Genomic DNA, 13,597 nt, shown 5'->3' on the forward strand with positions numbered 1-13,597 from the left:
TCACGGGGCATTTTATCATCGGGCCTTGTCGAACAGTTCCCGTGCCGCCGGGGTTAAACCCAGCATATGGATGCAGGCATGTACCATGCCCGGCAGCTGTTCACAGCGCACCGCAACCCCGTCCTCCCGCAGACGCCGGGCATAATCCTCCGCCTCATCGCGCAACGGATCATACTCGCAGCTCAATATGGTTGCCGGGGGCAACCGGCTTAACGTTGCTGCATGCAAGGGTTCTGCGTAAGGCTCTGGGTGATCGCGCTCTTCAGGCAGATACTGACGCCAGCAAAATTCCATCACTTCCCGCGTCAGAAAATAGCCTTGTGCGTAGTCGACGTAGCTGGCCGTATCCATAGCCCGGCTCAAGGCCGGGTACAGCAACAGCTGATGTTCAATCTGCGGGCCATCCCAGTCGCGAGCCAATAGCGCAACGGCCGCGGCCAGATTCCCCCCCGCGCTGTCACCACCAACCGCGATACGTGTGGCATCGAATCCCCACACATCCGCCTGTTCAATCACGCCGCACAATGCCTGATACACGTCGTCCAACGGCCGTGGATAGGGATGTTCCGGTGCCAAGCGATAATCAACCGACAGGATCATGCGGCCTGTGGCATTGGCCAGTGCCTGACAAGGCTGGTCATACAGCGCCAGTGAGCCCAGACACCAGCCGCCACCGTGGGCGTACAACATTGCCGGTATGGGGGCACGCGCATCCACGCCCAATGGCGTGTAAGCACGAATAGCAATATTGTGCCCGTCGCTGGCGGTGACCCATCCGTTCTTGATCCCGCCACTGGCCTCGGGCTCACCTTGCAACTGCAACAGCCCGTTTTCTGCTGCCGCACGCATCTCAGACAGAGATTCCGGTGCGGTTGCCTGCGCCGCGTCAGCCAGGAAGTGGGCAATCTGCGGATTAAGCGGCATCAGCCTGGCCCTCCAGCAAGAAAGGTACCACCAACGCAATAAACGCCTCATGGGACTCTTCGGTAATGAAATGCCCACACTCGGCAACCGTTTCACCACGCAGGTTAGTGGCGTTATCGCGCAAGGTGAGAAAAGGCGCATCTCCGGTGGCGTGATCGGCTCCAATGGTCATCACCGGCATGGTCAGGCGGGTTTCAGCCCGACGCTGATTTTGCCGTATGGTTTCCGGAATGGCGCGGTAGTAATCAAAACCGGCCCGCAGGCTACCCGGTGCCGAATAGGCCGTGATATACGTTTCCGCCGCGACCCGATCGCGGCGATAAGACCAACGATTAAAGATATAGCTGAGGTACTCTCGCTCACGGCCCAACGTCAATGCCTCCGGCAGGTCCGTCAGTTGGTTGAACATGAAGTGCCACAGGAAAATGTTCTGGTCGGCGGGCACAAAAATCGGCGGTGCGGGTGCAAGCCCAGGGATCACCGCCTCCGTCAGTACCACCCCCGTGACCGCCTGTGGGAAGTCACTGGCCATCGCGTACCCGATCCACATCCCTATATCATGACCGACCAATTGATAACTCGGGTACCCAAGCTGCAGCATGGTCTGGTGCAGCGTGGCAGCGACACTGCCGGTGTCATAGCCGCCCACAGGCTTGTCTGAATCCCCGATACCCGGTGGATCTACCGCGATGGCTTTAAAACCGGCTGCCGCCAGCGCTTGCATAACATGCCGCCAGGTGTACCAGGTTTGTGGCCACCCAGGAATCAACAGCACCGGGCGACCTTCGCCAAGCGTTACACAGTGAATTCGGTTGCCATTTACCCGCGCATAGACGTGTTCTGGCTCAGGTCCATGTTGCGTGGACCCGTTATTTTGCAGTGTCATCGGTGTTCTCCGTGAAGGATTAAGGTGGCTCAGCGCAGGCCAAGCAAGGCATTGATTTGTTGTTGGTCAACCGGTGCGCCGGCAAAATCATCAAACACCTTGTCGGTGACGTTGATGATATGGTCACGAATAAAGGCTGCGCCTTCACGGGCCCCGTCTTGTGGGTGTTTCAGGCAGCATTCCCATTCCAGCGTTGCCCAGCCTTGATAACCGTGCTGCGTCAGCCGTGAAAATATGCCCTTGAAATCCACCTGCCCATCGCCCAGCGAGCGGAAACGCCCTGCGCGTTCAGTCCAGGATTGATAACCGCCGTAGATCCCCTGCCGACCGGTCGGATTAAACTCCGCGTCCTTGACGTGGAACATGCGAATAAAATCCTTATAAATATCAATATAATCCAGATAGTTAAGTTGTTGCAGCACGAAGTGACTCGGGTCGAACAGTATCTGACAGCGCGGATGGCCGCCAACGCGCTGATGGAACATTTCGAAGGTCACGCCATCGTGCAAATCTTCGCTGGGATGAATTTCATAGCACAGGTTCACCCCTTGCTCGTCACAGGCATTGAGTATCGGCAGCCAGCGCTTGGCCAACTCATCGAAGGCCGTTTCAATCAGCCCCGCCGGTCTCTGTGGGAACGGGAACAAATAGGGCCAGGCCAGTGAACCTGAAAACGTGCCCATCTCAGTCAGCCCCAGTCGTGCAGAGGCTTTGGCCGCCAACAGGAGCTGCTGGTGCGCCCACTCACCGCGTGCCTTCGGATTGCCGTGTGAAGCCGGTGGCGCAAAGCTGTCACATAGCGCGTCATAAGCCGGGTGTACCGCCATCAGCTGACCAAAAATGTGGGTGGTCAGTTCGCTGACCTCCAGCCCATGTGCTGCCAACATACCGACCAGATCGTCGCAATACGTCTGGCTTTCTGCGGCCGTTGCCAAGTCAAACAGGCGGCTATCCCAAGCGGGGATTTGCAGGGCTTTAAAACCGGTTTTCGCGGCCCAGTCGGCTATCGCCGGCAGGCTGTTAAAGGGGGCAGCGTCGTCGCTGAATTGTGCGAGGTGCAGGCTTGGACCTTTCAGGGTTTTCATCGTAAACTCCTATTGTTTGTTGATCGACAAACAATATGCTTAAATACATTCCTCAGCAAGCGAATTTTAAAAAATCGTTGGTATTAAGGTGGATTTAAGCGATCCTATTTCACTGAAAGATCGGCAAATAAGGGTAGATGAATGGCAGGCAGACCACGCGAATTCGACCGCGAACAGGCATTAGTGAAGGCACGTGACCTCTTTTGGCGACAGGGTTATGAAGGTACGTCGATGTCGGATTTGGTTGCCGAGCTGGGCATTGCCTCCGCACGTATTTACAAGGCGTTTGGTTCAAAAGAGCTTTTGTTCCGTGAAGCCATTGCCTGTTATGAAAGCCATGAAGGTGGGTTTGCCGATCGCGCATTCAGTGAAGAAAGCAGTGTGCATACGGCAATAAAACGCATGTTATACGACGCCGTGGCACTCTATAGCCGCGCTGATGCACCACAAGGCTGCATGGTGGTTTCCTCTGCAACCAGTGTCAGCGACGAAAACGCCGGTATCAAAACCTGGTTGGCAGAACACCGCCGGTTGCGCACTCAGGGCATTATTGAGCGCCTGAAGGCTGCGGTAATCGTGGGCGAACTGCCACCCGAAACCGATGCCGAAAGCCTCGGTGATTATTTTGCCGTCTTCCTGCACGGCTTGTCGGTGCAGGCTCGCGACGGCGTCACGGAGGCACGTCTGCTGGCGGCGGTGAACGTGGCGCTCACCGCGCTTGGCAACGGCGAATAACCTTCTGATTACTGCGGGTGCGTCGCGTTCTTTACAAAATCCGCAATATAAGGATTGGTATTTTCTGGCTTATGAGTCAAGGCAACCTGATACAGGATCGGCTCCCCAATAAGTTTGCAAAAAGAAACATTTGCCCATCCATTTTTTTGCATAAACTCCGGGACAAGACTGACCCCTAACCCCGAAGCAACCAGGCCGACAATCGTTTCCATCTGCAATGCTCGCTGGACAACCTCTGGAATAAACCCTTCCTTTTCACAGGCCTCCGTAATAGAACGATAGAGGCCAGGCCCTTCCTGCTCCGGGAATAATACCCAGGGTTCCCCCGCCAGAGCAGCAAGCGGCAAAGCACCGCTTGCGTTATCCGGGTGTTTTTTTGGCAAAACGGCAACCAGCGGACAGCTAAAAAATCGGTGATAAGAGAGTTTCTGTATTGCGTATTCAGGAACGGGTAACACCACAATGCCAACGTCAAGCGAATCATCCAGAATGCCTGCCACCTGACGTGCGGTTGTCATTTCTTTCAACTCAAGAACAACCTTCGGGCAGGAGACGTGAAAACGAGCAATCATGTCAGGAAGCAAATGTCTGATGGCAGTGGCCACAAAACCGATACGCAAAGTCCCTGTCATTCCCTCGCCAGCACGTCGGGCCAACAACATCGCCCTTTCCATCTGCATGAGCGTCGCAACCGCTTCCTTCTGCAACACCTTTCCTGCTGGGGTCAGTGCCGTGATTCGATTTGTTCGCTCAAAAAGCCGGGTACCCAGCGTCTCTTCCATATGACGGATCGCTTTTGTCAGCGGGGGTTGAGCCATATGTAAACGCTCTGCTGCTTTCCGCATATTCATTGTTTCCGCAACAACCAGAAATTGGCGCAACTGACGCAGGGTGAGCATATCGCGATACCTTTAATGTATTAAGAAAGCACCACAATAGTATTAGACACATCATGGAAGCCACATGAATATACTCCCTGTATATATTCGTGGAGCAGAAAGGACAATGAACATACTCAGATCATTATCACTGCCTTACCGAAGCATAAATATGCTGGCAGCCTTCCTGATGATGTCGGCATCATGCGCGCTAGGCGCGTCAGAAGAAAATGACCTATCCAACCCGATCAGCCGTACAGAGAGATATGTTGCACTTGAGAATGGAGAACGGCTCCACATTAGGGAAGTCAGACTGAAATCAAGCAGGACGACACCACTTTCGCCGGTTCTACTGATTCATGGTGCCCGTGTTCCCGGTATCGCCTCTTTTGATCTGCCCGTTAAGGGCGGCTCTCTGGCAGCAGACCTGGCACAGACAGGGCTTCAGGTGTATATCCTTGATCTGCGGGGGTATGGGTTATCAAGTCGGCCAGTTGAAATGGATGCACCACCTGACCAGTCAATGCCGTTGATGCGCACTGCAGATGCCGTAAACGATATCGCCCACGCCGTACGTGCTATTCAAACATGGAATGGTTCCCCCCGCATTAGTCTCCTGGGATGGGCTACCGGGGGTCACTGGGCAGGCGCTTACGCGTCGCAGTACCCCCAGAATGTTGAACGACTGGTTCTTTATAATACGCTTTATGGCGGAAGCGCCCATCACCCATCACTGGGATATGGCTCGCCACTGGAAGACCCTCGGAACCCCGGGCATTTCAACACGGCAAAATTTGGCGGCTGGGGTCTGAGCACGCGAGACAGTCTGTTTGTTGTCTGGGATAAAAGCATTCCCATGCTGGATAAAACTCAGTGGCGTGATGAAACGGTTAAACGCGCTTACGGTGATGCGGCTCTGGCATCGGACAAAACGTCACAACGCAGAACACCGCAAAGTTTCAGGGCGCCAACAGGTGCAATGGCTGACAGCTTTGAACTGGCCACGGGCAAAAAACAGTGGTCCGCAACCGCATTAACTAACGTTCCGGTGTTGGTTATCCGCTCTGAGCGGGACTTCTGGAGCCGGCCCGAAGATGCTGCGGCCATCATGAAAGATGCCCCCCTGGCAGAGATGCTGGCCATTCCTGAAGCCACACATTTTGTCCATCTTGATCGGGATAACGCCGGCAGAAAACGCTTTCTCGAGGGCATTGCCACATTTCTGGCACAACCGCATTGATCGGTAAGTGGGGCCCCTCTGCCTAGAGGGACTCCGCCCTGGTTCCCCTGCTCGGTAGAGGCACATGAGCCTCATGGTGCTTTGCTCATTGAATGACCGAAATAGTCTTGAACTCGCTAAAAACACCTTAAGTGACCAGCCTTAGGCAGCAGGCGTCCCCTTCGACAGAAACGACGGTGCTCAATCTTCCGGCAGATCGAAGATCACCAGCGTGCCCTCGCTGCCTGGTAATACGCGGTGTGGCACGCCAGCAGAAGCCTGATATAGCTGGCCGGCCCTCACCACAATTTCGTCCCCCGCCACCTGCAACCGCAGTTGGCCGCTGATCACCAGGAGGCCTTCGTTGTAATCATGCACTTCTTCCTCACTGCTACACGAGTCCATGCGCAGCACTTTGATGTTGGCCGAGCCGACATGTCCCAATACGCGGGAACGCCATGCCTGCGGAAGATCGGCAGCCAACGCGGTAAGATCGAACAATGACATACACCCTTCACTCACAAGCAGCGCCCATCGCGCTACCGCAATGTACCCTCTCCCACGCAGACAGTTAAATAACCAATGCTTTTAACCTATAGCCAAGCGCCTCAAACCGGCACCCGGCGGCTAATTTCAACAACCTGATCGCTGGGCAAATAGTAATAATCGGTTACGTGCATACCGTTGCGCACCATCAACGCAAAAATGTTGCGCTGCCACGCCGGTAATCGGTCATTGGCCTCGCGGCGTACCACGGTTTCATGCCCCAGGTAATAGGTCGCGTCATCAAAATTCAGCCCGGTTTTCTGCGCCTCTGCATGGCGTAATAAGCGGGGAATATGGGGCCGCTCCATAAAACCGTAGCTGGCGATTCCGCACCAGAACCCCGGTGACTGTTGTCGGATGACCAACCGCTCGGCATTCGCTACGCGGGGTTCGTTGACGATCATAATATTCAGTGTCAACACGGTGGCGTGCAGCGAACCGTTACGCTTAACGTGCCACTTCATCACCGGCGGCGTGCCATTTAGCGTACGAGTAAGAAATATTGCAGTGCCGGGTACACGGGGGATTTTTTGCTCTTCAAGGTGTGCCAGGAAATCCGTCAACGGCACGCTTTTTTCCCCCAAGGTGCGGGAAGCCGCGATCACCCCGCGATGCCAGATTAGCATCACGCCGTACACCAGAGTGGCCAACAGCAACGGGACATAACCGCCCTGCATCACCTTGCTGAGGTTGGCCAACAGGAAACTGAGATCGACGATAAAAAAGCCGCCTGCCACCAACAAACTGGTGACCACTCCCCATCGCCATACCTCTCGCATCGCCACAAACAGCAGCCCGGTGGTCATGATCATGGTAAGCGACACGGCGATGCCGTAAGCGGCAGCCAAATTATCGGACGACTTGAAGAACACCGTCAGGAAGACGGTGACCGCCATCAGCAACCAGTTGATGGCACCGATGTAGATTTGCCCGTAGCTTTCCTCCGTGGTCTGTTTCACCTGCAGGCGTGGCAGCCAGCCAAGCTGGATAGCCTGACGGGTCATGGAGAAAGCCCCGCTGATGATAGCCTGGCTTGCGATGATGGTGGCCAACGTCGCCAGGATAACCAGAGGGATTTGCAGCACCGGCGGACACAGGCGGAAGAAGATATTTTGGGTCACGTCGGCGCCAGACAGAATGAGCGCAGCCTGTCCGGCATAGTTCAGCAATAGGCTGGGGAAAACGATGCCAAACCACGCGAGCCAGATCGGCTTTTTGCCAAAATGCCCCATATCGGCGTACAGCGCCTCTGCACCAGTGACACAGAGGAAAACGCCACCGAGCACCAGAAAGCTGGTCACCCCATTAGAGAACAGGAAGTTAACGCCGTACAAAGGATTCAACGCCATCAGCACCGCAGGATGCTGAATAATCCCCCAGATGCCCAAGGCCGCGATGGAAAAAAACCACAGCGCCATAATCGGCCCAAACACCCTACCGATGCGTGCAGTGCCGAGCGGTTGAATAGCGAACAGGCTGACCAAGATGGCCACCGCCGCCGGCAAAATATAGGGCTGCGATTCAGGCAGAACAATGTTAAGCCCTTCCAGCGCCGACAGTACGGAGATCGCCGGGGTGATCGCCCCATCGCCGTAGATCAATGCCGCACCAAACAGGCCGGCAAACAGCACCATTGGGCGGGAGCTGGTCTTACTGACCAACAGCGACATCAAGGCCATGATGCCGCCTTCGCCACGGTTATCAATACGCATCGCGAACATTGCGTATTTCAACGACGTAACGATCACCAGTGTCCAGAAAATAAGCGACAACAACCCAAGAATCACGGGTACCGAGGGGGTATCGCCAGAGAGAAACAGCACCGTTTTGAAGGTATACAAGGGGCTGGTACCAATATCACCAAACACCACACCCAGTGCGCCACCTGCCAACAGAGTTAAGCTCGACTTGTTGGGTTGTTCCGTGTCACTGCCGGCAGACATAACGTAATCCTCTTTGAAAATCGAACGGTCATCCTGTCTTAGTCTATGAATTATTATCGCTTCCCCCCAGCAAAGCTACTGCACGATCACGATAATCTGAATTGTCATCCGCCATCGGTACACTGTGGCATGACAGCCACTGAAACGACGTCTGCTGAGTAACGGTTTAAAAATGCCGGTTGGTAATGGTCTATAGTCGTTGTGCTGCCATTACCCTCAAAACTCGACCAATTTTGGTTTAAAGAGAGGTTAGATGAACGTCAGGCTCAATATACACGCCTCCGCCCGGCGTTTACTGCCCAACGGGTGGGATGTTATCGCCTTCCCGATGATTATCGGCACTATTGCGATGATGGCTGTTGGCCTGCATCAAACGATGCAGCCAATCATGACGCTAAAAACCCAGGCGATCTCTCTTGATCCCGCTAACCTGCCTGAATATGCCCTGCGCACCACCTTGCGCATGCTTATCGCCATGGTGGCAGCGCTGATATTTTCCTTGGTTTACGGCACGCTGGCAGCCAAGAGCCGCCGTGCGGAAAAAGTGCTGGTGCCTATTCTCGATATTCTTCAGTCGGTGCCGGTACTCGGTTATATTTCCTTTACCGTGACCTTCTTTATCGCACTGTTTCCCGGCAGGGTGTTAGGCGTCGAACTCGCCGCCATCTTCGCGATTTTCACCAGCCAAGCCTGGAATATGACCTTCAGTTTTTATCAATCACTGCGCACCGTGCCACGTGATTTACTGGAGGTGTCGCGCGGTTTTCATTTGAGCCCCTGGCAGCGTTTTTGGAAGCTGGATGTGCCGTTTTCAATGCCGGGCCTGATCTGGAACATGATGATGTCGATGTCTGGCGGCTGGTTCTTTATCGTGGCGTCTGAAGCCATTACGGTCGGTAATAACACCTTTACGCTACCCGGTATTGGCGCCTACCTCGCACAGGCGATACTGAGTAAAGATCTGCACGCGGTCGGTTGGGTACTGCTCACCATGACCGTGGTGATTTTGGCTTATGACCAGTTGTTGTTCCGCCCATTGGTGGCGTGGGCAGACAAATTTCGCATGGAAACCACCCGCTCAGCCCATGCGCCAAACTCGTGGGTGCTGAACCTGATGCGCCGCACGCGACTCATTCACCTGTTATTGACGCCCTTGGGTGCACTTCTGGCCAAGACCGCACGCCTGCGGCTCAATCTGCCGACAATAAGACGCCGCCGAGCCAGCAACGTGCAACGGCAAAAACGCTCGCGCCTGATCGACCTATGCTGGAGCGGCCTGCTGATCCTGCTGACGATCGCCATTGCTTATCACGTGATCCTTTATGTGCAGACCGGAGTGACGCTGGCGGACGTCGGCCATGTGTTGGTACTGGGTCTCATTACGTTGTTGCGCGTCACCGTACTGATCGCTATTTCATCGCTGATCTGGGTGCCGCTTGGGGTGCTGATTGGGCTGCGCCCTGCGTTGGCCGGCAAAGTTCAGCCTATTGCCCAATTTCTGGCCGCCTTCCCAGCCAACCTGTTGTTTCCCGTATTCGTCATCACCATTGTGCACTTCCACCTCAATCCGGATATTTGGCTGTCGCCACTGATCGTGCTCGGTACCCAATGGTACATCCTGTTCAACGTGGTCGCGGGCACCAGCGCCTTCCCCAACGACTACCGAGAAGCCGCTGCCAACTTCCATATTCGTGGTTGGCAATGGTGGCGTCAGGTCATGCTGCCCGGCATTTTCCCGTATTACATCACCGGGGCCATTACCGCCTCAGGTGGCGCCTGGAACGCCAGTATCGTGGCAGAGTTCGTGCAGTGGGGCAGCACGCAGGTCACGGCACATGGACTGGGCGCCTACATCGCACAAACCACCACCGCGGGCGACTTCCCTAAAATCATTTTGGGCATCGCCGTGATGTCGTTATTTGTCACTCTGTTCAATCGCCTGCTGTGGCGTCCGCTGTATGCCTACGCCGAATCCCGATTCCGCATCGATTAAGGAAGCGTTCAGATGTCAGATCCAGAAAACAGGGTAGCGCCGCTCGCCGGCACGGAAATTTTAGCGGTAAAGAACATCGACCACGGCTTTAACACGACGCACAGCGAACTGCTGATCCTCAATGACGTTAATCTGTCTTTACGGGCCGGGGAGATTGTCGGGTTGCTGGGGCGGTCTGGTTCCGGTAAATCAACGTTGCTGCGGATCATTGCCGGGTTGATCGAGCCCACATCAGGCACGGTTGACTATCTTGGCCAACCGTTAAGCGGCCCGGCCAAAGGCATTGCCATGGTGTTTCAGACCTTTGCCCTTTTCCCCTGGCTCACCGTATTGCAAAACGTGGAGGCGGGACTGGAAGCCTTGGGTGTTGCCGCCAATCAACGGCGTGAGCGCGCGCTGGCCGCGATTGACCTGATCGGTCTGGACGGCTTTGAAAACGCCTACCCGCGTGAGCTTTCAGGCGGCATGCGCCAACGGGTCGGCTTTGCCCGGGCCTTGGTGGTGGACCCAACGCTGCTGTTAATGGATGAGCCCTTCTCCGCGCTAGATGTGCTGACGGCGGAAACACTGCGTACCGACCTGCTCGATTTATGGAACCAGGGCCGTATGCCGATTAAGTCCGTGTTGATCGTGACGCATAACATTGAAGAAGCGGTGTTTATGTGTGACCGAATTTTGGTGCTGTCCTCCAACCCCGGACGGGTCGTTGCTGAAATCAAGGTGCCGTTCAGCCACCCACGTAATCGGCTGGATCCGTTATTCCGCCGTCTGGTGGATGACGTTTACGCCAAAATGACCGCCAGACCGGTGGATGAGAGCGTTAAAAAAGGCCTGAAGCTTGGCACGCGTTTACCGCATGTTTCCACCAACCTGATTGCCGGTCTGATAGAAACGTTGGCTGCCGCGCCTTATTTCGGCCGCGCCGACATGCCGGACATCGCTCATTCGCTCCACCTGGAAGTGGATGATCTATTCCCGATCGCCGAAGTGCTGCAATTTTTGGGTTTCGCAGATGTCCGTGAAGGGGATATTTTTCTGACACCCTCAGCGCGAATCTTTGCCGACTACGATGTCCAGGCACGTAAAGTCATGTTCGCCGAGCATTTACTGCGCTACCTGCCGCTGGCCGCGCTGATCAAAACTGTGCTGGACGAACGCCCGGGCCACCGTGCGCCGCGTATGCGCTTTGAGCAGGAACTGGAGGACTCGCTGTCTGACGCCGCGGCGAAGGAGACACTGGACACCGTCATTAACTGGGGACGTTATGCGGAAATCTTTTCCTATAACGATCAGACCGAGTTTTTCAGCCTGGAAGACGTCGAATTCTGAATCAAATTTGGCGCGGGGTGTTCAAACCCCGGCCTCTTTCAACAACCAGCGTTGCAGATCCAGTCCCTCCGGCGACAGTTCACTGTCTTGCCGCACGCACAGGTAATAATCACGGCCGTCGTCGATCGCCAGATCGAACAGCTTAACCAGTTCACCACTGTTCAGGTAAGGCGTGATCAATGGCTCGCGCATCAGGGCGCACCCCAACCCGGCCTGCACTGCCGCCAAGGTCAATAAACCGTCTTCAAACATCGGGCCGGTGCTGCGTAAGGGGCGCCGCGCCCCGGCTAGCTGAAACCACTGCATCCAGGTCGTGCGTTCTTCATCATGCAACAGCGGCAGTGGCGAGAGTTGATCTGGCGTATCGAACACCCCGTGTAGCTTGATAAAACCCCGGCTGCACACGGGCACCATTTTACCGGACATCAGTTTTTCACTGCGATAACCTGTCCATTGCCCGGCACCAAAACGAATCGAAATATCCGCAGCGTCACTGAGATAGTTACGGTGATTAGCGTACACCACGTTAATGTCGGTCTCGGGGTTCTCACGTAGAAAACCCTGTAGCCGTGGAATAAACCACCCCATGCCAAACAGCGGGATCAGACTGATGGTCACCTGTCGGGATGCTGATTGCTCTCTCACCTGCTCCGTCGCCTGACGCAGTACGTTAAACGCCGAGCGTATCGAACGGTAATAGTCCCGCCCTTCATTACGCAGGATCAGCTTACGCCCTTGGCGTTCGGTCAGCGGCATCTGCAGAAATGCCTCCAGGGTTTTGAGCTGATGGCTCACCGCCGAGGGTGAAATCCCCAGTTCTTTCGCTGCGCCGGTAACGCTGCCCAAGCGGGCAATAGCCTCAAATGCCCGTACAGCACGAAGCGGCGGATCGTTGGGTAACGGCACTGCATATTGTTCTGTTTTTTTCATATATTGGCTATTTTTGTGAAAATACAGCGAAGGTTTAAATTTAATATACAGATAAATCAACCTATTAAAAACACGCGTTTTTTGTATAAGAAATTATTTTTCCGTATTTTACAATTTTTTTTAATTCTCTAGTGTGAGCGTCCTGAATCATTATTTTTCGGGACTCTCCCCTATGGATACGCTGATACAGCAGACCGTCAACGGCCTGATGCTCGGCAGCATTTATGCGTTGATCGCCCTGGGCTACACCATGGTTTACGGCATCCTGCGCATCATCAATTTTGCCCACGGTGATGTGTTGATGGTTGGCACACTCAGCGCACTGTCCGCCATCTGCGTGTTACAGCACCATTTTCCTGCGCTGTCGCCGTATGCCGTGCTGCTGCTGGCGGCACTTATCGCCATGGCGGTCTGCGCCCTGGTATCGATGAGTATCGAGCGTCTGGCCTATCGCCGCCTGCGCAATGCGCCGCGCCTGGCGCCCCTGATCAGCGGGATTGGCGTTTCGCTGCTGCTACAAACGTTGGCCATGCTTATCTGGTCGCGTAATCCGTTGATGTTCCCGCAACTGTTACCCATGTCCCCTATCGCGCTAACTCAAGGCAGTGCTGAACACGCACCGGCGGTGATCACCGGGACGGGCATCGCCACACTGGTCGTTGCCGTACTGGTGATGGTCGGGCTGTTGTTCTTGGTCGAACACTCACGCTTTGGCCGCGCCATGCGCGCCACGGCTGAAAACCCCCAGGTCGCCAGCCTGATGGGTATTGATCCCAACCGCATCATCATTCTGACCTTTGCCCTTGGCGGTGCTCTCGCGGCCGTGGCAGGCATCATGATGGCCAGTAACTACGGCAATGCCGGTTTCTCCATGGGCTTCCTGCCCGGCATCAAGGCCTTTACGGCTGCCGTACTGGGTGGGATCGGCAATCTGCGTGGCGCGATGCTCGGCGGATTACTGCTAGGGCTGTTTGAATCACTGGGCACCGGTTATCTCGGCGAACTGACCGGCGGGACTTTCGGCAGCAACTATCAGGATGTGTTTGCCTTCCTGATTTTGATTGCCGTGTTGGTGTTCCGCCCATCCGGGCTGCTAGGCGAACGCGTCGCTACCCGCGCCTGAGGACAA

Annotated in this window: 12 protein-coding genes; 5 read left to right on the forward strand and 7 right to left on the reverse strand. The window is 55.2% G+C overall.

The window, feature by feature from the left end; all coding sequences use genetic code 11:
* Positions 1-15: 15 nt before the first annotated feature.
* Genes AC2FC2_RS12075 through AC2FC2_RS12085 form a run of 3 tightly spaced genes read right to left on the reverse strand, consistent with a single transcriptional unit; the run spans position 16 to position 2,895 of the window.
* A complete protein-coding gene (locus tag AC2FC2_RS12075) occupies positions 16-924 on the reverse strand; it encodes an alpha/beta hydrolase (protein WP_490659286.1) in 909 nt (302 codons plus the stop codon).
* Positions 914-1,810 (reverse strand): alpha/beta fold hydrolase, encoded by an 897-nt coding sequence (locus AC2FC2_RS12080; RefSeq protein ID WP_490659287.1) that lies wholly within the window; start codon positions 1,808-1,810, stop codon positions 914-916. The genes AC2FC2_RS12075 and AC2FC2_RS12080 overlap by 11 nt, the downstream gene beginning before the upstream one ends.
* Positions 1,811-1,839: 29 nt before the next feature.
* Complete coding sequence (locus AC2FC2_RS12085) at positions 1,840-2,895, reverse strand: sugar phosphate isomerase/epimerase family protein (protein ID WP_490659288.1); 1,056 nt, start codon at positions 2,893-2,895, stop codon at positions 1,840-1,842.
* 141 nt (positions 2,896-3,036) lie between these two features.
* Between AC2FC2_RS12085 and AC2FC2_RS12090 the strand changes: the two genes are divergently transcribed.
* Positions 3,037-3,630 (forward strand): TetR/AcrR family transcriptional regulator, encoded by a 594-nt coding sequence (locus tag AC2FC2_RS12090; protein ID WP_265553348.1) that lies wholly within the window; start codon positions 3,037-3,039, stop codon positions 3,628-3,630.
* A gap of 8 nt (positions 3,631-3,638) precedes the next feature.
* Here AC2FC2_RS12090 and AC2FC2_RS12095 read toward each other — a convergent pair whose 3' ends face one another.
* Positions 3,639-4,529 (reverse strand): LysR family transcriptional regulator, encoded by an 891-nt coding sequence (locus AC2FC2_RS12095; protein WP_490307465.1) that lies wholly within the window; start codon positions 4,527-4,529, stop codon positions 3,639-3,641.
* Between the two features lie 64 nt (positions 4,530-4,593).
* Between AC2FC2_RS12095 and AC2FC2_RS12100 the strand changes: the two genes are divergently transcribed.
* Positions 4,594-5,748 (forward strand): alpha/beta hydrolase, encoded by a 1,155-nt coding sequence (locus tag AC2FC2_RS12100; protein ID WP_490659289.1) that lies wholly within the window; start codon positions 4,594-4,596, stop codon positions 5,746-5,748.
* A 180-nt stretch (positions 5,749-5,928) separates the two neighbouring features.
* Here the strand turns inward: AC2FC2_RS12100 and AC2FC2_RS12105 are convergent, their stop codons facing one another.
* Complete coding sequence (locus AC2FC2_RS12105) at positions 5,929-6,234, reverse strand: cupin domain-containing protein (RefSeq protein WP_490659290.1); 306 nt, start codon at positions 6,232-6,234, stop codon at positions 5,929-5,931.
* 101 nt (positions 6,235-6,335) lie between these two features.
* Positions 6,336-8,216: a potassium transporter Kup gene (locus AC2FC2_RS12110; protein WP_209633598.1), complete on the reverse strand. Its 1,881-nt coding sequence runs from the start codon at positions 8,214-8,216 to the stop codon at positions 6,336-6,338.
* 253 nt (positions 8,217-8,469) lie between these two features.
* Between AC2FC2_RS12110 and AC2FC2_RS12115 the strand changes: the two genes are divergently transcribed.
* On the forward strand, positions 8,470-10,209 hold the full coding sequence (locus AC2FC2_RS12115; RefSeq protein WP_490659291.1) for an ABC transporter permease: 1,740 nt from the start codon (positions 8,470-8,472) through the stop codon (positions 10,207-10,209).
* 12 nt (positions 10,210-10,221) lie between these two features.
* Positions 10,222-11,538 carry an ABC transporter ATP-binding protein gene (locus AC2FC2_RS12120; protein ID WP_490659292.1) on the forward strand — a complete coding sequence of 439 codons (1,317 nt, stop codon included), beginning with the start codon at positions 10,222-10,224 and terminating at the stop codon, positions 11,536-11,538.
* Between the two features lie 21 nt (positions 11,539-11,559).
* Here AC2FC2_RS12120 and AC2FC2_RS12125 read toward each other — a convergent pair whose 3' ends face one another.
* The gene (locus tag AC2FC2_RS12125) at positions 11,560-12,468 is read right to left on the reverse strand and encodes a LysR substrate-binding domain-containing protein (protein WP_490659293.1); all 909 of its coding nucleotides are present in this window, start codon (positions 12,466-12,468) and stop codon (positions 11,560-11,562) included.
* Between the two features lie 172 nt (positions 12,469-12,640).
* On the opposite strand from AC2FC2_RS12125, the gene AC2FC2_RS12130 reads away from it, so the two are divergent.
* Entirely contained in the window at positions 12,641-13,591 is a 951-nt protein-coding gene (locus tag AC2FC2_RS12130; protein ID WP_490659294.1) for a branched-chain amino acid ABC transporter permease, read from the forward strand.
* Positions 13,592-13,597 lie beyond the last annotated feature (6 nt).

The sequence above is a fragment of the Serratia sp. CoH_122_TC_1 genome, assembly GCF_058191755.1.

Coding starts and splice junctions, on each gene's coding strand:
- AC2FC2_RS12130 (WP_490659294.1), top strand. CDS start 12,641: ATGGATACGCTGATACAGCAGACCGTCAACGGCCTGATGCTCGGCAGC.
- AC2FC2_RS12085 (WP_490659288.1), bottom strand. CDS start 2,895: ATGAAAACCCTGAAAGGTCCAAGCCTGCACCTCGCACAATTCAGCGAC.
- AC2FC2_RS12115 (WP_490659291.1), top strand. CDS start 8,470: ATGAACGTCAGGCTCAATATACACGCCTCCGCCCGGCGTTTACTGCCC.
- AC2FC2_RS12105 (WP_490659290.1), bottom strand. CDS start 6,234: ATGTCATTGTTCGATCTTACCGCGTTGGCTGCCGATCTTCCGCAGGCA.
- AC2FC2_RS12075 (WP_490659286.1), bottom strand. CDS start 924: ATGCCGCTTAATCCGCAGATTGCCCACTTCCTGGCTGACGCGGCGCAG.
- AC2FC2_RS12095 (WP_490307465.1), bottom strand. CDS start 4,529: ATGCTCACCCTGCGTCAGTTGCGCCAATTTCTGGTTGTTGCGGAAACA.
- AC2FC2_RS12080 (WP_490659287.1), bottom strand. CDS start 1,810: ATGACACTGCAAAATAACGGGTCCACGCAACATGGACCTGAGCCAGAA.
- AC2FC2_RS12100 (WP_490659289.1), top strand. CDS start 4,594: ATGAATATACTCCCTGTATATATTCGTGGAGCAGAAAGGACAATGAAC.
- AC2FC2_RS12120 (WP_490659292.1), top strand. CDS start 10,222: ATGTCAGATCCAGAAAACAGGGTAGCGCCGCTCGCCGGCACGGAAATT.
- AC2FC2_RS12090 (WP_265553348.1), top strand. CDS start 3,037: ATGGCAGGCAGACCACGCGAATTCGACCGCGAACAGGCATTAGTGAAG.
- AC2FC2_RS12125 (WP_490659293.1), bottom strand. CDS start 12,468: ATGAAAAAAACAGAACAATATGCAGTGCCGTTACCCAACGATCCGCCG.
- AC2FC2_RS12110 (WP_209633598.1), bottom strand. CDS start 8,216: ATGTCTGCCGGCAGTGACACGGAACAACCCAACAAGTCGAGCTTAACT.